Here is a 19482-nt window from a genome sequence, read left to right as displayed (position 1 = left end):
CTTACAGCGCGTTCACGTAGCGGCCGGAACCTTACGGCATCCCTGCCCGGCGCGGCGCGTGGGTGCGGTTCGGATGCGGATCGGATACAGATCGCGCCGCGGCAGGCGACGCGGGCGCCGTCAGGCGGTGCGCGCGGCCTGGGCGCGGAACTGCTCCTGCTGCGGCGGTTCCTGCGCGGCCGCCTTCTGCTCGGCCTGGGCGAGCTGGCCGAAGGAGGTCTCGACCGGAACCTGCGCCGCCGCGTCGGTATTGACCTGGGCGCGCTTGTGCGCCGGATCGGTCAATCCTCCCTGCACCGCGAACACATCGATGCCGGCGCCGTCGCCGCGGCCGGCGACGACGTGATCGACCTGATCGAGCCCCTTCAGCCGGGCATCGGCGAACAATGCCGCGGCGGTCCGCTCGCCGTCCTCGCCATAAGCCCGTCCGTGCTGCGCGTAGACCCGTTCGATGCCTGCCCGCACCGCGCCGTGCATCGAATGGCCGGGATGATCGGGATGGCGCGGATCGAACGGACGCGCCCCGCCCGCCAGCAGCGCGCCGTGCGCATCCTTGAACGGACTTTCCGGCGGCTTTTCCGGAAGCCGGCGGCCGATCTCCTCGGCGATGCCCAGCGGCCCGCGCAGGACCGCGCCGCCGAGCGACGCGCCTTCGCGCATGGCCCAGACCTCGTCGCGGAACTTGTCGATCATCGATTCGAAACGATGGGCGTTGACGCGGGTTTCGGGGTCGCGCAGCACCGACAGGTCCGCCTCGACGCCGTCGGTGTCGCGAAAGTTGTGCAGGCTGTGCGAGACCGCGCCGACGGCGATGGCGGCCGGCAGGTTGCCGCGATCCAGGGCGCGCTCGTTGTTGCCGTAACCGGCGCCCGACAACGTCGCGATGTCGTGCCGGCTGGCGTAGACCTTGACCTGGCCATAGTGATGGCTGGCGGAGCTGACGAAGTCGGCCGCCATGACGTGGTTGACCACGTCGCGGCCGCCTTCGGGGATGCGTTGATCGAGACTGGCCGCGCCGTAGGCGTTGAAGGTCTCGCTGTGCAGTCCGTACTTGGCCGCGGTGATCTGGGCGAGGCAACCGCCGAGGGAGTGGCCGGTGACCGTGACCGGGACGCCTTCGCTCTGGGCGCGCGTCATCGCCCGCCGAGTCAATTCCAAGGCGTCCGTGGCCTGTTGGTTCGCTCGCGTGGCGACCATGCCGCCGTCCGCGCGCAGGACATCGTCGATGAATTCGTCCTTGAATTCGGTGCCGCGATGGGCGACCACGATTTCGCCCGTCTTCGCACTTCGGAACATGACGCCCTGGTATCCGGAAGATCTGTTGTCGACGATCTCGAGAGCGTCGTATCTGACACCATCGATTTCGGCATACCGATTTCCATCTGCGTCCTCGAACGGAAGCTTGTATGCGAATTCGCTGAGCTCCGCGTAATGCATGCTGCTAATGGTCATTGCCGGCCTTCCTGGCATCCATCGTTATGGCGAACAGCTTCGAAAGATCGCTTCCATAGCGGGTCGCAGACCACTCTTTCTTCAATCCCTCTTCCGTATCGTCGTAAGCGTCCCTGCGAGGCGTTCCGTAGGCCTCGCGACGGGCGTACAGCACGAGGGGAGCGTCCCAGGGCAAATCCGTGCCGCTCATGTAAGCTTTGAACGTCCGCTCATCCGGCGTCCCCGCCGGCTTCAACGTCAAGCTGACGCCTTCGAGCCGCCAATCGCACACGCCCCTGCCGAAGTAATCCTTGGCCGCCATCGCGTCCAAGTAGACGTCGAACTGAAACTCTGATCCCGACATCTTCCTGACCGGCAACATCGCGCTTGCGCGATCGGGCGTGGGGAAGGCCCCCGAAATCGGCTCCGCGGGCGGCATGCATTGTCGGTCGGGCCCGATCACGTACTGCACGCTCGCCGTTGCAGCCTCGAACGGCCCCGGCGCCCCCTCCACCTTCGCCGTCACCACATACTTCTGCCGCGGATTCGGATTGCGTTCGTACTTGGGGTCCTTGACCGCGTTCGAGCAGGCACCCAGACCCACGGCGACCGCCGCGACGACGGTCAGGCCAGCCAGCAGGGTTGCGTTTTTCATCGCGGCGGCTCCATGCGGTGCGGTTCGAAGGCCCGGACATCGCGGCGATGCGAACCGGGCCGACAGTGTCGCGCCGCCGGCGCGCGCGTGTCGATGCGGAAAATTTCCATCCCGGCCGATCCGGCCCGCACCGTAATGCGCAACTCTCATTCACGCTCGTCCGCGTTCCTTCGCGCAGGCGCCGCGATTTTCCGGGCGCGTCGCGAACAGCGAAGAGGCGCCGAAAAAGTGCCTGCGCGATTGGGTAGGATTTTTCCGATATCGCGGCCAGGCGATTTCCCACCGTCGCGACGCGGCGATGGCGGAAAGAAAATAACGAGCAAGCCCAGCAAGAAAGGGGCTGCGGCCGTTCCGGCGGCCTGGTGCGAAGCGGCGAACGGGGCCGTGCTGTCTGCCGCATCGCGCGAATCGCTTGTCGATCGCGTCCCAGCCCATTCGTCGTACAGGCAGGTCCCCACGGAATCGCGCCCATGAACCGCCCCGCCAGCGTCCCCGCGCTCGACCGCAACTGGTCCCTGGTCGCCGCCGGCGCGGTGCTCGGCTGCGTCGCCATCGGCGCGGTGTTCTCGCTGGCGGTGCTGCTGGGACCGATGGGCGCGGCGACGGGGTGGTCGCGCGCCGGCCTGTCGGCGGCGATGACCCTGGCCTTCCTCAGCATGGGCGTGGCCGGATTCGGCTGGGGCCTGCTCAGCGACCGGATCGGGCCGCGCGCGGTGGCGCTGGCCGGTTCGCTGCTGCTCGGCCTGGCCTGCGTGCTGGCCAGCCGCGCCGGCAGCCTGTTGCAGTTCCAGCTCGCCTACGGCGTGCTGCTCGGCGCGGCCGCGGCGGCGTTCTTCGCGCCGGTGATCGCCGCCACCGCGGCGGCGTTCGAGCGCCGCCGCAACCTGGCGATCTCGCTGGTCTCCGCCGGCGTCGGGGTGGCGCCGATGACGCTGTCGCCGCTGGTGGCGTGGCTGATCACGCGCTACGACTGGCGCACCACCCTGCTGATCGTCGGCGTACTGGCCTGGGCGCTGACCCTGCCGGCGGTGCGGTTCGTACGCGCCGCGCCGGCCGCCCACGCCGCCGCGCCGGCGCAGGCCGCCGTCGGCGCGCCACCGGCGACGATGGCGCAGGCGTTGCGCTCGCGCGCCTTCATCGTGCTGGGGCTGGCGTTCTTCGCCTGCTGCGCCGCGCACTCCGGGCCGATCTTCCACACCGTCAGCTACGCCATCGGCTGCGGCCTGCCGGTGACCGCGGCGGTCACCATCTACAGCATGGAAGGCGCCGCCGGGCTCGGCGGGCGGCTGCTGTTCGGCGCGCTCGCCGACCGCTACGGCGCCAAGCCGATCCTGGTCGGCGGGCTGCTGATGCAGGCGCTGGCAGCCGCCGCGTACCTCGCGGTCGACCAGCTCGACGGCTTCTACGCAGTGGCGCTGGTGTTCGGCATGGCCTACGGCGGGACCATGCCGCTGTACGCCTCGCTCGCGCGCGACGCGTTCGACCCGCGCATCCTCGGCGGCGCGCTCGGCGCGGCCAATCTGCTGTCGAGCCTGGGCATGGCGCTGGGCCCGGTGGTCGGCGGCTGGCTGTACGACCGTTACGGCAGCTACACCTGGCTGTATCTCGGCTCGATGCTGGTCGGGCTGGCGGCCGCGGCGATCGCGCTGGCGTTCCCGCGCGCGCCGCGCGAGAGCGGCGGATTGCGGCCGGCGCTGCAGGGCTGACGGCCGCCGGTGTCGCCGGCGGCCGTCGTCGCGTTCGCGCAATCGCGCTGTCGCCGATCCGCTGCGGCGGTGGGACGCGGGATCAGTTGATGCAGTTGTTGATCGCCGTATGCAGCACGAAACGCAACGTCAGATTGCCGTCCAGGTAGGAATAGCCCGGCGGCAGGGCCACCCGCGTGTCCGGCGCGCCGGCCGCGGTCGGGCGCAGGAACTGGCGCAGCAGGTTGCGCAACGCGGGCGCCTTGGCGCCGTTGCCGGCGTAGTAACTGTCGAGATAATGGAAGCCGACGATCGGATACAGGTTCGGCAGCGGCACCGACGGCGAGACCAGCTTCAAGCAGTTGCGCATGGCCGAGGGGATCATCGGCGGCGCCTGGTTGACGGTGTTGCCGTCGAGGACCATGCCCTGCAGCAGGCTGCCCGCCGCGATGTTCAGCGACGGCGGCAGCGTGGCCGGATCGTAGCCATCCACGGTCGCGTAGCGCGCGCCCTGCGCCTGCGCTTCGCCGAGGCCGGAAAAGCCCAGGGCGCCGGCGGTGGAGCGCACCGCGGCGACGGCATCGGATTCGCTGAATCGCGGCGAGACCGCGGCGTAGCGCTGCATCGCCGCGCCGACGGCGACGGCGAAGTCGGCGTCCGCGCGGAACTGATGACCAAACGACGCGTTGCAGCGCGCCGCCAGGTAGCTCGACCAGGCGAACGCCGAGCCGCTGCCTGCGTTCGGATAGACGATCGCGATCGGTCCCGGCGGCCGCCCCGTGCCAAGCCGCGAATCGCCCCAGTTGACGATGTCGCCGGCGAAGATCTGGCACAGCTGCGCGGTGCTCAGGTTCAACGCCAACGGCGCGCCCGTGCCGCCGTTGTAGATCACCGCCACCGCCTGCGCCAGCACCGGGAGCTGCACGACCGCACTGCGTTCGGCCTGCATCGCGAGCAAGAACGCGTTGTAGTCGGCGGTGGAGAACGGCGCATCGGCGCCGACGAAATCCGGGCGCGGCTCCAGCGCGCTGACGCCGGCGAAATTGAGCGGCGCGCAGGCACCGCTGGCCTGCAGCTGCTGGCCGTTGAACAGTTTCTTGGCGAAGATCGTGCCGGTGCGGCAATAGGACACCGCATCGCTCGGGTAGCGGCTGTGGAAGTCGGCGAAGACCGGCGTCCGCCCGGGTTGCAAGTTGGCCAGGGCGGCCACGCCGAAGGCGACCGCCGGCACGGCGATGGCGGGGTCGCGCGACAGCCGCGTCGACGGCGACGACGCCAGATAGGCGTCGCCGACATAAGCCACGGCCGCCGAATCGGCGCCGCCGCCGTACAGATCGGCGGCGTCGGCCCGGCCGCCGGCGGCGGCGAGCAACGCGAACAAGCACGAAGCCAGGGGATAACGAAGCACGGGACGTCTCCTTGTTGGGCGCCGCCGGGGCGGCGTGTCGATCCGATCGAGATGAGGTGCGTCGATGAACCGCATCGATGCGCCGCGCGCGGCGCGGCGGTTTCACCATGGCCGCGGCAGATGCCAGGGCGGCGACCGCCGTGCGCCAGCGCGGTGACAGCCGCGCGGGCCTTGCGCGGCAAGCCGCGCGGGCCTTGCGCGGCAAGCCTCGCGCGCACCCGCACCGGCCGGCGTACGCGGCGTGCGAAGGTTTTGTTTCGCCGGCGCCGCTACGGCGGCGAAGATGACAGCGGCGGCATGCGCGCCGTCACAGCGCGGCGCGGCGATTCGCGGCGCGGACTGCGACAATTTGGAACTGTCATCTGCGCGACGCGCGCATGCGGCGACGGGCGGCGGCGCGCGCGGCGCCGGGCGCGACGCGCGGCGCCGGGCGCGACGCGCGGCGCGCCGCGAACGTGCGCCCGGCCCGCCGCGAGACTCAGTCCGCGGCGCGATCCGTCGCTATCGCTTCCAGCTCGCAGGTGCGCGGCCGCACCCACACGTCCTCGCCCGCGCGCAGCGCCGTCGCGGCCGGCACGGCGAACGCCTGGCGATAGGCGGGTACCCGCCCGACCCGGAACGCGACCACCGCGGCGGCGGCTTCGTCGCCCGACAGGCAACGCCGGTCGATGCCGGCGTCCAGTTCGGCGGCAGGCGCCACCGCCAGCACCGGCTTGCGCCACCACGACGAGAACGCGCCGTCGCGCGGCGCCGTCGCGCAGCCGGCCAGCACCGCCGCGCACAGCGCCAGGTACAGCGCGTCCCAGGCCAACCCGCGCGAGGCGCGCGCGTCGACCCGGCGACGGCGCCCGCTCACGGCCGCGCCTGCGCGAAGTCGCCGAGCGCGGCTTGCAGGCGCAGCTGCGCCTGCATCAGGTTGGCGGTCAGTTCGTCGCGGCTGAGCGTGGTTTCGTAGCGCACCCGGGTGGCGTCGAGCAATTCCAGCACCGTGCTGCGGCCGAGCCGGTACGCGTCGTCGGCCATCTGCTGCAATTGCGGCAAACGCGGCGCCAGTTGCCGCTCGAACTGCGTCAGCGCGGCGCCGCGCTGCTGCACTTGCGCGCGGTAGCGTTCGATGTCGGCGCTCGACTGGGCCTCGGCCAGGGTGCGCTGCAGGCTCGCCGATTCGGCCTCCGCGCGCGCTTGCTGGTACGCGCCGCGGCGCGTGTCGAACAACGGCACTTCGATCTCGAAGCCGAGCGAATAGGTCTTGCCGTACGGCGCCACTGTCCAGAACTGGCCGCCGCTGAGCGAGAGGTTCGGCAAGCGGTCGCGGCGCGCGGCGGTCGCGCGCGCCAATGCCGCGGCCTCCTCCCGGCGCGAGGCGATCACCGCCGGGCTGTCGCCCGCGCCGGTGGGCGCCTCCAGCATCCGCAACGGCCGCAACTCGCCTTCGCCGTGCGGACGCCAGCCGGGAAAACCGAGCAGGCCCGCGAGCTGGCCCTGCTTGTCGGTCAGATCGGCCTCGGCCTCGGCCAGTTTCGTGCGCCAATCGGCCAGTTCCACGTCCACGCGCAGCAGGTCGTAGCGGCTGGCCACGCCGGCGGATTGGCGGCCGGCGACGATGCCGCGCAGGCGGTCCAGGTCGGCCATGCCCTGCTCCAGCGCCGCGCGCTTGCGCTGCGCCTGCAGCAGCTCGACGTAGGCGCTGCCGGCGTCGGCGGTGAGGTCGTTGGCGGTCGCGGTCAAGCGGCTGCGCGCGGCGTCCACGCCCAGGTCGGCGGCGCGGATGCGCGAGGAGCGCTGGCCCGGCAGCAGGATCGGCTGCTGCAGCGACCACTGCTTGGCGACCTTGCTGGAGAAGTTGGTCAACTCCCCCGGCTGGCGCGCGCGCTCGAAACTCAGGCTCGGATTGGGATAGGCGCCGGCGCTGACGCGCTCGGCCTGGGCCAGCGCGATCTGCTTGCGCTCCAGTTGCAGGCGCGGGCTGTCGCCGCGCGCCAGGGTCAGCACCGTCGGCAGATCCACCGATTCGGGCGGCAACTGCGCCGCCGTCGCCGGCAGCGCGGCGGCGGCCAGCATCGCACTCAACACGAATCGCCACTTCATGCGTCGGCCTCCTCCGGCGTCTGCAGGCGCTTGGCCGCGATCAGGCTGTACAGGGCCGGCAGCACGAACAGCGCCACCAGCAGGGTCGTGGTCATGCCGCCGACCACCACCAGCGCGAACGGGCGCTGGGTCTCGCTGCCCATGCCGCTGGACAGCGCCATCGGCAACAGGCCGAACAGCGCCAGCAGCGAGGCCATCAGCACCGGCCGCAGGCGCTCGGCCGCGCCCTCCAGCAGGGCCGGCAGCAGGTCTTCGCCGGCGCGTCTGCGGTCTTCGGCCGCCGACAGCACCAGCACGCCCATCAACGAGACCTGGCCGAGCAAGGCGATGAAGCCGATCGCCGCGCTGACCGACAGCGGGATGCCGGCCAGCAGCAACGCGAACGCGCCGCCGGTCAGCGCGAACGGCATCGTCGCCATGATCGCCAGCGCGCTGCGGCCGGAGTTCATCGCCGCGTACAACAGGCCCAGCACCAGCACGATCGCCACCGGCACCACCAGCTTGAGCCGCTGCGCCGCGCGCGCCTGGTTCTCGAACTCGCCGCCCCAGACGAAGTAGTGCCCGTCCGGCGCCTTGACCTTGGCCTGGACCGCGGCGATCGCGTCCTTGACCGTGGAGCCCATGTCGCGGCCCTGCACGTTGAACTTCAGCGCCAGGAAGCGGATGTTGCCCTCGCGCACGATCGAGGCCACGCCGGTGCCGATCTCGATCGTCGCCAACTGGCGCAGCGGGATCTGCGCGCCGCCCGGCGCGGGCACGGTGAGGTCGGCGATCTTGTCCTCGTCGTCGCGGCTGGGCCGCGGCAGCAGCAGCCGCACCGGCACCGGCCGCTCGCCTTCCCAGTAATCGGTGACCACGCGGCCGGCCAGCGCGGTCTCGATGGTGGCCGCGGCGGTCTCGACCGGGATGCCGGCGCGCGCCAGCGCGGTGCGGTCCAGGCGGATGCGCAGCTGCGGGCTGGAGACGTCGCGGTACAGGTCCAGCTCGGTCACCCCGGGCACCTCCTGCAGCACGGCCTTGGCCTGTTTGAGGGTCTCGCGCATGCGCTCCAGGTCCGGGCCGAAGACCTTCAGCACCACCTTGCCGCGCACGCCGCTGACGGCCTCCTCGACGCTGTCCTTGATCGGCTGGGAGAAGTTGAAGCGCACGCCGGGGATATGCTCCAGCGATTCGCGCATGGCCTGGATCAGGCGCGGCTTGTCCCAGTCGGCGCGCCAGTCCGCGTCCGGTTTGAGGCTGACGAAGGTCTTGAGCATGTTGACGCCTTCGTTGTCGGTGCCGTCCTCGGGCCGGCCGTGCTCGGTGTGCACCGCCGAGACTTCCGGGAACGCCAGCACCCGCTTGTGCACGTCCATCAGCAGCTGCTGGCCTTTCTCCATCGACACGCTGGCCGGCATTTCGGCGAACACGAAGATGTCGCCCTCGTCGAGCTCGGGCAGGAACTCGGTGCCCAGCCGCGCGGTGGCGAAGCCGCCGGCCACCAGCAACGCTGCGGCCAGCGCCAGCGGCACCGCGCGGCGCTGCAGCAGGGCCTGCAGCAGGCGCTTGTAGCCGTCGCGCAGCTTGGCGATCCAGCCCGGTTCGACCAGCTTGGCGTGCTCGGGCTTGAACAGCAGCGCGCACAGCGCCGGCACCACGGTCAGCGAGAACACCAGCGCGCCGACCAGGGCGAAGGCGTAGGTCAGGGCCAGCGGGCGGAAGATCCGCCCTTCCACCGATTGCAGGGTGAACACCGGCAGCAGCGCGGCGATGATGATCAGCATCGCGAAGAAGGTCGGGCGGCCGACCGCGGTGGCCGAGCGGATCACCAGCGCGACCAGCGCCTTGCGGTTGGGCGGTTTCTCGTGGCGTATCGCGTGGATGACGTTCTCCACCAGCACCACCGCGCCGTCGACCAGGATGCCGAAGTCGATCGCGCCCATCGAGATCAGGTTCGCCGGCAGGCCGAGGAAATGCAGGCCGATGAAGGCCACCAGCAGCGACAGCGGGATCACCACCGCGACCACGGCCGAGCCGGTGATCGAGCGCATGAACAGCCAGACGATGGCCACCACCAGGATGAAGCCGTGCAGCAGGTTGTCGTGCACGGTCGAGAGCGTATGCCCGACCAGCACGCTGCGATCGTGCGAGGCGACGATCTTCATCCCCGCCGGCAGGATCTTGGCGTTGAGCTCGGCGACTTTCTCGTGCACGCCTTCGAGCACCCGCGAGGGGTTCTCGCCGCGGCGCATCAGCACCAGGCCTTCGACCACTTCGCCCTGGTCGTTGTAGGCGACCGAGCCGCGGCGCGGGGTCGCGGCGAGCTTGATCGAGGCGACGTCGCCGACGGTCAGCGCGGTGCCGGCGCGGCTCTTGAGCGGGATCGCCTTGATGTCCTCGACCGAATCGATGAAGCCGACCCCGCGCACGGTCAGTTCCTGGTCGCCGTGGCGCAGGAAGCCGCCGCCGACGTTGAGGTTGGCCTGCTTGATCGCCTCTTCCAGATCGCCCAGGCCGAGCCCGGCGGCGTAGAGTTTCGCCGGGTCGGCCTCGACCTGCAGTTCCTTCAGATAACCGCCGAACGGCACCACGTCGGCCACGCCCTGCACCTGGCGCAGCACGCGGGTGACGTTCCACTGCATTTCCGAGCGCAGTTGGTAGAGGTCGGCGCGGTCGCTGACCAAGCGGAAGCGATAGATCTTGCCGAGCGGCGTCGCTTCCGGAGCCAGGTCCGGCACCACGCCCTGCGGCAACTCCGCCTGCGCCATGCGCTGGCTCACCAGCATGCGCGTGGAGAACGCATCCACGTCGTCGTCGAAGATCAGCGTCACCAGCGACAGCCCGAACAGGCTCTCGCTGCGCAGCAGCGTCATCCCCGGCGTGCCGTTGAGCGCGCGCTCCAGCGGCACGGTCACCTGCCGCTCGATTTCCTCGGCGGCGTAGCCGGGCATCTGGGTGATGACCTGGACCTGGACGTTGGTGACGTCGGGATAGGCCTCGATCGGGGTCTGCAAGTACGCGCGCACGCCGAACAGGGCGACGATCGCGGTCATGACCAGGATGGCGGTGCGGCGATGCACGCAGGCATCGATGATGCGGTCCAGCATTGCGTGGCCTCAGAGCAGTTGTTCGGCCTTGCTGTCGAGCAGCAAGGCGCCTTCGACCACCACCTTCTCGCCCGGCTTCACGCCGTCGAGCAGGGTCACCCGGCCGCCGCGCGAGACGCCGGTGCGCACCGGCCGCGCGTCGAAGCCGCCGTCGCCGCGCTGCACGTAGACCACGCGCTCGCTGCCGCCCTTGATCAGCACCGCGGCGACCGGAACGCTGGGCGCGGCCTGCGCGGCGGCGTCCAGGCGCACTTGCACCAGCGCGCCGGGAGTCAGCGCCGGCGCGCGCGCGCCGGCCAAGGTCAGGTAGACCGGCAGCCGGCGCAGTTCGCCGTCGACTTGCGGGCCGATGCCGTCGACCACGGCGGGATATTCGGTGTCGCCGTCGGGCACGACCACGCGCGCAGCGGCGCCGGGGCGGATCGCGGCCGCCTCGCTTTCGGCCACGTCCGCCACCACCCACAGGCGCGACGGATCGCCGATTTCCACCAGGGCCGCGCCGTCGGCGGCGACCACCGCGCCGGCGTTGGCGTGGACCGACAGCACCACTCCGGCGGCGGGCGCGCGCAGGACGAAGCGGTCGCTGTCGCCGCGGCCGAGCAGGTCGGCGGCGCGTTGCGCGCGCTGCAGTTCGGCGCGGGCTTCGCGCACCGCCACGTCGGCCTGAAACCGCTCCACCTCCAGGCCCACGCCCTTGGCCAGCATCTCCTTCTGGCGCCGCAGCGCGTCCTCGGCCAGCGCGGTCTGCGCGCGCGCCTGCGCCAGCGAGGCCTTGGCCGAGGCGGCATCGGCGCTTTGCAGGGTCAGCAGGTTCGCGCCGGCCGACACCGCCTGGCCTGGCCGCACCTCGATGGAGACCACGCGCGCGGTCACCGGGCTGCCGACCGCGGTCATCGCCTGCGGCCGGAACGCCACCCGCGCCGGCAATGCGGCGCCGGCGGCGGCACTGGCGCGGCCGACCGGCTCGACCTTCAGGTACTCGTTGCCCGGCGCCGGCGCGGCCTTGGCCTCGGCCTCGCCCGCACGCGCGCTCTCGCCGCCGCAGCCCGACGCCGCCAGCGCCAGCGCCACGCTCATCGCCGCCGTCATCGCCGCTGTCGCGCGACCGCCCCGGCCGGGCCTGGTGTTCCGATGCATCGCCGCCACTCCGAACGCCGAGGGGGCGTTCCTGCGCCGCGCAGGGTAGGAAGCGCGGGCTTACGAAGTCCTTACGCCCGCGGTTTTTGTCTTTGCCGCCCGCTCCTGCGATGCTTGCCGCCGCGGCCTGCACGTCGCCGCCACCGCGCATCGGTTTTCATGGCGCATGCCGATCCACGCCTCCCTGCCACGTTCGCCACGGACAAGACGATGAGGATCCTGCTCGTCGAAGACGACGACGCCCTGCGCGCGACGGTGCTCCAAGCGCTGCGCCAGGCCGGCCACGGCGTCGACGCGGTCGCCGACGGCGCCGCCGCCGACGCCGCGCTCGCCGCCGGCGACTACGAACTGGTGGTGCTCGACCTGGGCCTGCCCGAACTCGACGGCCTGGACGTACTGCGCCGCGCGCGCCAGCGCCAGGACCGCACGCCGGTGCTGGTGCTGACCGCGCGCGACAGCATCGACGAACGCGTGCTCGGCCTCACCGCCGGCGCCGACGACTACCTGGTCAAGCCGTTCGCGCTGCGCGAACTGGAAGCGCGGGTCGGCGCGCTGATCCGCCGCGCCGCCGGCGGGCTGACCGAACTGAGCGTCGGCCCGCTGACCCTGGACCCGGCCGGCCGCAGCGCCAGCGTGCACGGCCGCCGGCTCAACCTGTCGGTGCGCGAGCTGGCGCTGCTGGAGGCGCTGATGCAGCGCGTCGGCCAGGTCGCGATCAAGAACCGCCTGGCCCAGCGCATCAGCGAGTGGGACGAAGAGATCAGCCCCAACGCGATCGAGGTCTACGTGCACCGCCTGCGCAAGAAGCTGCAGCCGCACGGCGTGCACATCCGCACTATCCACGGCCTGGGCTACCTGCTGGAACCGCCGGACGCGCACGCCGATGCTTGAGCGCCTGTCGCTGCGCCAGCGCCTGCTGCTGTGGCTGCTTCCCTCGACCGCGGCGCTGACGCTGGCGTGGATCGTCGGCACCTACGCCATCGCCCAGCACTTCGTCGGCCGCGTCTACGACTGGGCGCTGGAGGACACCGCGCGCACCCTGGCCGGGCAGGTGCGGGTCGAACGCGGCAGCGCCACCGTGAACCTGCCGGCGCCGGCGCTGCGCATGCTCGAATTCGACGAATTCGACCAGATCTACTTCAGCGTCACCGACCCGCAAGGGCGCCAGCTCGCCGGCAACCGCGCGCTGCCGCCGCCGCCCGAACGCGGCGCGGCCGCGCCGCGGGTGCGCTTCTATCTCGACGACGCCGACGGCGCGCCGCTGCGGCTGGTGCAGTACCGCATGCGCGGCGACGGCAGCCTGGCGGTGTACGTGCGCGTCGCCGAGACCCTGCACAAGCGCAAGAACCTGGCGCGCGAGATGATGGTGTACATGCTCGGCTCGCAGCTGTTGTTCCTGGCCGGGATCGTGTTCCTGGTCTGGTACGGCGTCGGCCGCGGCATCGCCCCGCTCAACCGCGTGCGCGACGCCATCGCCCGCCGCACCCACGAAGACCTCAGCCCGCTCGACGAGCGCGGCCTGCCCTCGGAAGTGCAGCAGCAGGTGCACGTGATCAACGAACTGATGGCGCGGCTGGCCGGCACCTTGTCGATGCAGCGCGACTTCATCGCCGACGCCACCCACCAGTTGCGCACGCCGATCGCGGTGCTGCGCACCCAGGCCGAGCTGGCCCAGCGCGCCCACCACGGCGCCCTTCGCGACGGCGCCGGCAGCGGCCACGACGGCGAGACGCTGCGCGCGCTGCTGGCGCAGATGGACGCGGCGACCCTGCGCCTGTCGCGCCTGGCCAGCCAGTTGCTGAGCCTGAGCCGGGCCGAACTCGGCCGCGCCGACGCGGCCCGCTTCGCCGACCTGGCGGTGGCCGAACTGGTCGAGGACACCGTCGCCGCGCTGGTGCCGGCGGCGCTGGCGCGGCGCATCGAGCTGCAGGTCGGCATCGATCCCGACCTGCCGCCGCTGCACGCCGACCGCCAGCTGCTGCACGAGCTGCTGGCCAACCTGATCGACAACGCGATCCGCTACACCCCGCCGGGCGGCCGCATCGAGGTCGAGGCGCGCCGCGACGGCGCGGCGGTGCGCTTCGCGGTCACCGACGACGGCCCGGGCATCGCCGAGTCCGAGCGCGAGCGCGTGGTCGAGCGTTTCGTCCGCGGCAGCAAGGCCGATTCGCAGGGCAGCGGCCTGGGCCTGGCGATCGCGCGCGAGATCGCCGCGCTGCACGGCGGCGCGCTCACGCTGAGCGCCTCGCCGCATCCCAGCGGCCTGCGGGTCAGCATCCTGCTGCCCGCCCAGGATCCGCGCGCGCGCGGCTGATCCGTCCTCGCTCACACTCGCTCACTTACTCACCCTTCCTCACGCTCGCGCCGCGCGCGGGCGCGAACTGCGTCGCAACTGCGCATCCGCGCGCGCCAAAGCGTGTCCGCCATCGATTCCGCATTGCGTTTTTCGCCACGCCCGCAGCGGTAAGCACGCCGCAAATTTTTTTCCGCGCGCGAGAACCGCGGAAAATTCGCATGTAAGAATGACCCACTGCGCAGTACATAAAAAATACGCTCAGTAGACTCGAAACCCTAGCGAGGGCATTCGATGGAATATCTGAAGGCGCTGGCATCGCTCGGCGTGTGGCCTGCGGTCTATCCCCTGGGCGCGATCGCGCTGGCCCTCGTCGGCGGGCCCGCCCATCGTCTTCGCTTCCATCCCTTGCTCGCGTTCGCCACCGGCAGCGCGGTGGCGACGTTGGCGTTGATGCTGCTGGCCCAGATCGGCGCGTTCGTTCCGGCCGCGATCGGCCTGGCCGGTTGGGCCCTGCTCGCGGCGTGGTGCTGGCGCGAGCGCGTGTGGACGCGCATCGGCGCAGCGCTCGCACGGCTGCGCGCGGATGCGCGCCGGCACGGCCGCGCCGCGCTCGCCGCGGCCGCGATCGTCGCCGTGGCGTTCTTCTTCTACGCGATGTATCCCAAGGAAAGCCTGCTCGGCGAACGCGACGAAGGCATCTACGCCCAGCACGCCCTGCACCTGCTGCGCAGCGGCGGCTCGGCGATCGACCTGGCCGCGATCGGCATCGCCGGCGATCCGGGCATCGAGGCGATCCGGCAGGGCAAGGCGCCGGAACTGCCCGGCCTGTATCCCACCGGCGCGCGCTGGACGTTCCAGTTCTCCGCCGCCACGCCGGTGTGGATGGCGATGCTCGCCGCGCCGCTCGGCCCGCAGGGCATCTTCCGCTTCAACGCGCTGATCGGCGCCGCCAACTGCATCGCGTTCTTCGTGCTGCTGCGGCGCCTGCTGCCGGCGCGCGCGCGCGCCTGGGCGGTGCCGGCGCTGGCGGTGTTCGCGTTGCAGCCGGCGCAGGTGTGGGTGTCGCGCAACACGCTCAGCGAACCGCTGTGCGCGTGGTTCCTGGCGGTCGGCCTGTACGCCGCCAGCCTCGGCGCCGCGCGGCGTTCGCGCCGGCTCGGCCTGCTCGCCGGCGCGTTGATCGGGATGGGCTGCTTCGTGCGCATCGACGCGATCGTGTTCGCGCTGGCCGCAGCCGCCGCCGCGCTCGCCGCCGCCGCGCTGGGCCGCGACGCCCGGCCGCCGCGCGCGGCGACGGCGCTGGGCGAGACCGCGTTGGGCTGCTATCTGGTCGCCGCGTTGGCGATGGGCTATTTCCTGGCGTGCGTGCAGCCGTACCTGATCGGCCTGTCCGAACTGGTGGTCGCCGCGGCGGTGGCGACGACGCTGTGCGCATTCGCCGCCCACCTGGCCGCGCGCACGCCGGCCTTGCGCCTGGGCGAAGCCGCGGCGGCGCGCCTGGCGTGGCCGGCGGCGGCGGCGGTCGCGGCGCTGTTCGTCTATGCGCTGTGGATCCGTCCGCACCTGCCGCCGTACGCGCTGATCGAATCCAGGCTGGTGCCGCAGTTGAACGGCCAGCGCGACTATCGCGAAGCCAGCCTGACCCACCTGGCCGCCTATCTGTCGTGGCCGGTGGTGCTGGCCGCCGGTCTCGGCGCGGCGCTGGCGGTGCGCGCGGCGCTGATGCGCCGGCTGAGCCCGGCGCGGGCCTGGATCCTGGCGTTCCTGCTGGTGCCGGCCGCGGTCTATCTGTGGCGGCCGATGGTCTCGCCGGACCATATCTGGGCCGCGCGGCGCTGGCTGCCGGCGGTGTTCCCGGCCGGCATCGTCCTGGCCGCGTTAGCCGCCGCCTGGCTGGGCCGGCGCCTGCCGCGCAGCGGCACCCAGGCGCTGGCGGCGGTGTTGGCGCTGGCGCTGGGCGGCCACCTGCTGTGGCAGCAGCGCGACACCCTGCGCCTGCGCGAGGACGCCGGCATGGTCGCGCAGATCGGCGCCATCGCCGAGCGCCTGCCGCGCGACCGCCGCACCTATGTGCTGGGCCAGCCGCAATTGGCCAGCGCCCTGCTCAACGGCTTCGGCGTGCCGGCCGTGCAGCCACCGCCGGACACCTGGAACGACCCGGCGCGGTACTGTCCGGCCCGCGGCGAGTGCTGGGTGGTGCACCACCCCACGGTCCAGCCGATCGCCGTCGCAGGCGCGGTCGCTGTAGCGGATTTGCCGCTGCGGCGGCTGCGCCGCGTTACTTCCTTGGAGCCGCTCGCGCACGGCACTTACCAGGAAGCCGGCCAATGGCGCGTCACCCGGATCGCGCGCTGAGGCCGGCCGCGATGCGCACCGTACCGACACTGCCTCACCGGATCCACGACCGAACGCTTGCGGCGGCGGACCGCCGCCTCCCAGAGGAGACCGCCCGATGAACGCACGCAGGTCGCTCCGCGCCGAGGGTCCCGTCTTCGCCGGCGGGCCGCTGCGCCCCGAGGTCGCGCCGGCGCGCGACGCGCGCTATGCGCGCAAGCCGATCAAGGTGGTGATCCAACTGCCCTGCCGCGACGAGGCCGAGCAACTGCCTGCGACCCTGGCCGCGCTGCCGCGGCGCCTGCCCGGCGTGGACGAGGTCGAATGGCTGGTGATCGACGACGGCTCCAGCGACGACACCGCCGGCGTCGCCATCGCCCACGGCGCCCACGCGGTGCTGCGCCTGCCGCACAACCGCGGCCTGGCGCGCGCGTTCTGCGCCGGCCTGGAAGCGGCTTGCCGGCGCGGCGCCGACGTCATCGTCAACGTCGACGGCGACAACCAGTACGACGCCGCCGCGATTCCGGAACTGGTCGCGCGCGTGCTCGCCGGCCGCGCCGACATCGTCGTCGGCTGCCGCCCGATCGAGCGCATCGCCCATTTCCCGTGGTGGAAAAAGCGCCTGCAGCGGCTCGGCAGCGCGGTCGTGCGCGCCGCCGCCAGCGTGCGCGTGGACGACGCCACCAGCGGCTTTCGCGCCTACAGCCGCGATGCGGCGATGCGGCTGAACGTGTATTCGGGCTACACCTACACCCTGGAAACGCTGATCCAGGCCGGCCAGTCGGGCCTGCGCGTGGAGGGCCTGCCGGTCGGGGTGAATCCGCCGACCCGGCCCTCGCGGCTGATCCGCAGCGTGCCGCAGTACGTCGCGCGCTCGGTGCTGACCATCGTGCGCTCGTTCCTGACCTACCGCCCGCTGGAGTTCTTCCTGGCTCCCGCGGGCCTGTGCATGGGCCTGGGCGCGCTGATCGGCGCGCGCTTCCTCTACGCCTTCGCCCACGGCGACGGCGACGGCCACGTGCAGTCGCTGATCCTGTCGGCGCTGCTGATCGTGGTCGGCACGGTCGGCGCGGCGGTCGGCCTGCTGGCCAACCAGATGGTGGTCAACCGGCGCCTGCTGGAAGAACAGCAGCAAAGCCGCCGCCGCGCGGAATGGCGGCCGCCGGCTTGAGCCCGATGGCCCAGGACGCGCCGCCCGGCAACGGACATCGCAACGACGTGCAGTCCAGCCGCGCGCAACGGCGCGACGCGCAGGCCAGCGACGCGCGTACGCACGGCGCGCATTCGGGCGACGCGCACGCCGCATCGCCCGACCGCGCCGCGCGCGACGCCGGCGCGCGCTCGATCTGGTACCTCACCCGCAAGTTCCCGCCCTCGCGCGGCGGCATGCAGCAGCTCAGCGCGCGCATCGCCGGCGAACTGTCGGCGCTGCGGCCGCTGACCTTGGTGCAGTGGGGCCGCGGCCAATGGGGCCTGCCGCTGTTCCTGCCGTGGGCGTTGGCGCGCCTGCTCGTCGGCCTGCTGCGCGGACGCGTGCGGGTGCTGCTGCTCGGCGATCCGGTGCTGGCTGCGCTGGCGCTGCCGGCGCGCTGGGCCGGAGTGCCGGTGGCGGTGGTCGTGCACGGGCTCGACATCGCCTGGCCGCATCGCGGCTATCGCGCCTATCTGCGGCGTTTCTTCTGGAACCGCTTCGACGTCTATTTCTGCATCAGCCGCTACGTCCGCGACCGGCTCGGCGAGGCCGGCGTCGATCCGGCGCGCTGCGCGCTGGTCCATCCCGGCGTCGCCGCGGCCGCACCCTCGCCGCAGGTGCCGCCGGCGGCCGAGCCGCGCCTGCTGATCCTGGGCCGGCTGGTGCGGCGCAAGGGCGCGCTGTGGTTCGTCGAACGGGTGATGCCGCGGCTGCGCGCGGACCCGCGCGGCATCGTCCTGGACATCGTCGGCGAAGGCCCCGACCGCGCCGCGATCGAGCGCGCGATCGAACGCGAAGGCCTGCAGGCGCGGGTGCGGCTGTGGGGCGAGGTCGACGACGCGGAAAAGGCGCGCCGGCTCGATGCCTGCGATCTGGCGCTGATGCCGAACCGGCGCGTGCCCGGCGATCCGGAGGGCTTCGGCCTGGTCGCGCTGGAAGCGGCGATGAGCGGGCGCTACGTGCTCGCCGCCGACCTGGAAGGCCTGCGCGACGCGCTCGCCGCCCCGGCGCTGGGCCGGCTGCTGCCGGAGCAGGCCGACGAAGGGCTGTGGTCGGCGGCGGTGCTGGAACTGCTCGCCGACCGCGCCGCGCTGCGCGAACGCGGCCGCGCCGCGCGCGCCCACGCCGCCGCGCACTGCAGTTGGCGCGGCATGGCGCAACGCTACGCCGAACGGCTCGATGCGTTCGGTTGAACCCGCAGCCCCGCGCGGCCGCTGGCGCCGCGCCGGCCGCGCCGCCGGCTGGCTGCTCGGCCTGGCCGCGCTGGCGCTGGTCGCGCAGCAGGCGTGGCTGCGGCGCGCGCAATGGCAGCCGCTGTGGCAGCGCCTGGATGCGGCCGACATCGCTCTGGCGCTGGCGCTGTGCGTGGCGATGCAGGTCGCCTTCGGCCTGGCCTGGCACCTGTTCGCGCACGGCCGCTGGGTGCGCGGACAGGTGTATGCCGACCAACTGCGCTGGGCCCAGAGCCTGCCGGCCAAGTACCTGCCCGGCAAGATCTGGCAGGGCGTGGCGCGCAGCGCGCTGTACGCCGGCGAGCGCCGCGCCGCGCTGACCTTCGTGCTGTTCGTGCGCGAACAGTTGCTGTCGCTGGGCATCGGCGCGGCGATCGCCGCGCTGATCGCGCCGGCGGCGCTGCCGCCGCGCGCGGGGCTGGCGCTGCAACTCGCCCTGCTCGGCTTCGCCGTCGCGGTCAGCGCGGCCGCGCTGTGGCGGCGCGTGCCGGCGACGCTGGCCGCGCGGCTGCCGGCGGCGCTGGCCGGCTGGAACGAAGGCCTGCCCGCGCGCGCGGTGCTGGCGCGGGTGTGGCTGCTGCAAGCGCTGGCTTACGCGGCGATGTGCGCGTCCTTCGCCGTGCTGGTCGCCGGTTTCGGCCTGGAGCTGGGCCTGGCGCAGTCTTCGTCCGCGCTGTGCCTGGCCGGCTTGGCCGGCGTGCTGGCGGTGCTGGTGCCGGCCGGGCTCGGCGTGCGCGAGGCCGGCCTGTTCTGGTGCCTGGCGCCGCTGGTCGGCGCCGGCAACGCGGCGATGCTGGCGCTGGCCTGGCGCCTGGCGATCACCGCCGGCGAAGCGAGCTTCGCCGCCGCCGGCTTCGCCCTGGGCGCGCTGCGCCGGCGCTGAACGCGGGCCGCGGCGAGGCGGGCAAAAGAAAACCGCGCCCGCTTGCGCGGACGCG

14 protein-coding genes are annotated in these 19482 nt (G+C 72.5%); 7 read left to right on the top strand and 7 right to left on the bottom strand.

The genetic code is table 11. The features are described from left to right. Nucleotides 1-120 precede the first annotated feature (120 nt). Both BLV01_RS12590 and BLV01_RS12585 read right to left on the bottom strand, forming a co-directional pair. A complete protein-coding gene (locus BLV01_RS12590) occupies nt 121-1470 on the bottom strand; it encodes an XVIPCD domain-containing protein (protein WP_139178661.1) in 1350 nt (449 codons plus the stop codon). Then, the gene (locus tag BLV01_RS12585; RefSeq protein WP_091799737.1) at nt 1442-2086 is read right to left on the bottom strand and encodes a hypothetical protein; all 645 of its coding nucleotides are present in this window, start codon (nt 2084-2086) and stop codon (nt 1442-1444) included. The genes BLV01_RS12590 and BLV01_RS12585 overlap by 29 nt, the downstream gene beginning before the upstream one ends. Nucleotides 2087-2556: 470 nt before the next feature. On the opposite strand from BLV01_RS12585, the gene BLV01_RS12580 reads away from it, so the two are divergent. Beyond that, the gene (locus tag BLV01_RS12580) at nt 2557-3792 is read left to right on the top strand and encodes an MFS transporter (protein WP_091799734.1); all 1236 of its coding nucleotides are present in this window, start codon (nt 2557-2559) and stop codon (nt 3790-3792) included. 82 nt (nt 3793-3874) lie between these two features. Here BLV01_RS12580 and BLV01_RS12575 read toward each other — a convergent pair whose 3' ends face one another. The 5 genes from BLV01_RS12575 to BLV01_RS12555 all read right to left on the bottom strand — a co-directional run bounded on the left by BLV01_RS12575 (nt 3875) and on the right by BLV01_RS12555 (nt 11430). Next, nucleotides 3875-5179 (bottom strand): PstS family phosphate ABC transporter substrate-binding protein, encoded by a 1305-nt coding sequence (locus BLV01_RS12575; RefSeq protein ID WP_139178660.1) that lies wholly within the window; start codon nt 5177-5179, stop codon nt 3875-3877. A gap of 478 nt (nt 5180-5657) precedes the next feature. Further along, nucleotides 5658-6035 (bottom strand): hypothetical protein, encoded by a 378-nt coding sequence (locus tag BLV01_RS12570; protein ID WP_091799730.1) that lies wholly within the window; start codon nt 6033-6035, stop codon nt 5658-5660. Further along, complete coding sequence (locus tag BLV01_RS12565) at nt 6032-7267, bottom strand: TolC family protein (protein ID WP_091799728.1); 1236 nt, start codon at nt 7265-7267, stop codon at nt 6032-6034. Before BLV01_RS12565 ends, BLV01_RS12570 begins: the two co-directional genes overlap by 4 nt. After that, a complete protein-coding gene (locus tag BLV01_RS12560; RefSeq protein ID WP_091799726.1) occupies nt 7264-10353 on the bottom strand; it encodes an efflux RND transporter permease subunit in 3090 nt (1029 codons plus the stop codon). The genes BLV01_RS12565 and BLV01_RS12560 overlap by 4 nt, the downstream gene beginning before the upstream one ends. Nucleotides 10354-10362: 9 nt before the next feature. Further along, nucleotides 10363-11430, bottom strand: coding sequence for an efflux RND transporter periplasmic adaptor subunit (locus tag BLV01_RS12555; RefSeq protein WP_175485910.1), 1068 nt, complete (start codon nt 11428-11430; stop codon nt 10363-10365). Nucleotides 11431-11700: 270 nt separating this feature from the next. Between BLV01_RS12555 and BLV01_RS12550 the strand changes: the two genes are divergently transcribed. The 6 genes from BLV01_RS12550 to BLV01_RS12525 all read left to right on the top strand — a co-directional run bounded on the left by BLV01_RS12550 (nt 11701) and on the right by BLV01_RS12525 (nt 19427). Beyond that, nucleotides 11701-12381, top strand: a complete 681-nt coding sequence (locus BLV01_RS12550; protein ID WP_091799722.1) for a response regulator — start codon at nt 11701-11703, stop codon at nt 12379-12381. Further along, nucleotides 12374-13804 (top strand): sensor histidine kinase, encoded by a 1431-nt coding sequence (locus tag BLV01_RS12545; RefSeq protein WP_091799720.1) that lies wholly within the window; start codon nt 12374-12376, stop codon nt 13802-13804. The genes BLV01_RS12550 and BLV01_RS12545 overlap by 8 nt, the downstream gene beginning before the upstream one ends. A 273-nt stretch (nt 13805-14077) precedes the next feature. Continuing rightward, nucleotides 14078-16141, top strand: coding sequence for a hypothetical protein (locus BLV01_RS12540; RefSeq protein WP_091799718.1), 2064 nt, complete (start codon nt 14078-14080; stop codon nt 16139-16141). 97 nt (nt 16142-16238) lie between these two features. Beyond that, entirely contained in the window at nt 16239-17291 is a 1053-nt protein-coding gene (locus BLV01_RS12535) for a glycosyltransferase family 2 protein (protein ID WP_254782630.1), read from the top strand. Nucleotides 17292-17296: 5 nt separating this feature from the next. Beyond that, the gene (locus tag BLV01_RS12530) at nt 17297-18505 is read left to right on the top strand and encodes a glycosyltransferase family 4 protein (protein ID WP_254782639.1); all 1209 of its coding nucleotides are present in this window, start codon (nt 17297-17299) and stop codon (nt 18503-18505) included. Then, nucleotides 18492-19427, top strand: coding sequence for a lysylphosphatidylglycerol synthase domain-containing protein (locus BLV01_RS12525; protein WP_091799713.1), 936 nt, complete (start codon nt 18492-18494; stop codon nt 19425-19427). The genes BLV01_RS12530 and BLV01_RS12525 overlap by 14 nt, the downstream gene beginning before the upstream one ends. Nucleotides 19428-19482 lie beyond the last annotated feature (55 nt).

Source organism: Lysobacter sp. yr284, from assembly GCF_900107375.1.
Lineage (GTDB): Bacteria > Pseudomonadota > Gammaproteobacteria > Xanthomonadales > Xanthomonadaceae > Lysobacter.
The sequence above is the reverse complement of the archived record's forward strand: the minus strand, read 5'-3'. Positions and strand labels throughout refer to the sequence as shown.

Excerpts from the sequence above, each read along its gene's own strand:
- BLV01_RS12580 (WP_091799734.1), top strand. The coding sequence starts at position 2,557 with ATGAACCGCCCCGCCAGCGTCCCCGCGCTCGACCGCAACTGGTCCCTG.
- BLV01_RS12530 (WP_254782639.1), top strand. The coding sequence starts at position 17,297 with ATGGCCCAGGACGCGCCGCCCGGCAACGGACATCGCAACGACGTGCAG.
- BLV01_RS12555 (WP_175485910.1), bottom strand. The coding sequence starts at position 11,430 with ATGAGCGTGGCGCTGGCGCTGGCGGCGTCGGGCTGCGGCGGCGAGAGC.
- BLV01_RS12525 (WP_091799713.1), top strand. The coding sequence starts at position 18,492 with ATGCGTTCGGTTGAACCCGCAGCCCCGCGCGGCCGCTGGCGCCGCGCC.
- BLV01_RS12565 (WP_091799728.1), bottom strand. The coding sequence starts at position 7,267 with ATGAAGTGGCGATTCGTGTTGAGTGCGATGCTGGCCGCCGCCGCGCTG.
- BLV01_RS12540 (WP_091799718.1), top strand. The coding sequence starts at position 14,078 with ATGGAATATCTGAAGGCGCTGGCATCGCTCGGCGTGTGGCCTGCGGTC.
- BLV01_RS12560 (WP_091799726.1), bottom strand. The coding sequence starts at position 10,353 with ATGCTGGACCGCATCATCGATGCCTGCGTGCATCGCCGCACCGCCATC.
- BLV01_RS12590 (WP_139178661.1), bottom strand. The coding sequence starts at position 1,470 with ATGCCAGGAAGGCCGGCAATGACCATTAGCAGCATGCATTACGCGGAG.
- BLV01_RS12545 (WP_091799720.1), top strand. The coding sequence starts at position 12,374 with ATGCTTGAGCGCCTGTCGCTGCGCCAGCGCCTGCTGCTGTGGCTGCTT.
- BLV01_RS12550 (WP_091799722.1), top strand. The coding sequence starts at position 11,701 with ATGAGGATCCTGCTCGTCGAAGACGACGACGCCCTGCGCGCGACGGTG.
- BLV01_RS12585 (WP_091799737.1), bottom strand. The coding sequence starts at position 2,086 with ATGAAAAACGCAACCCTGCTGGCTGGCCTGACCGTCGTCGCGGCGGTC.
- BLV01_RS12535 (WP_254782630.1), top strand. The coding sequence starts at position 16,239 with ATGAACGCACGCAGGTCGCTCCGCGCCGAGGGTCCCGTCTTCGCCGGC.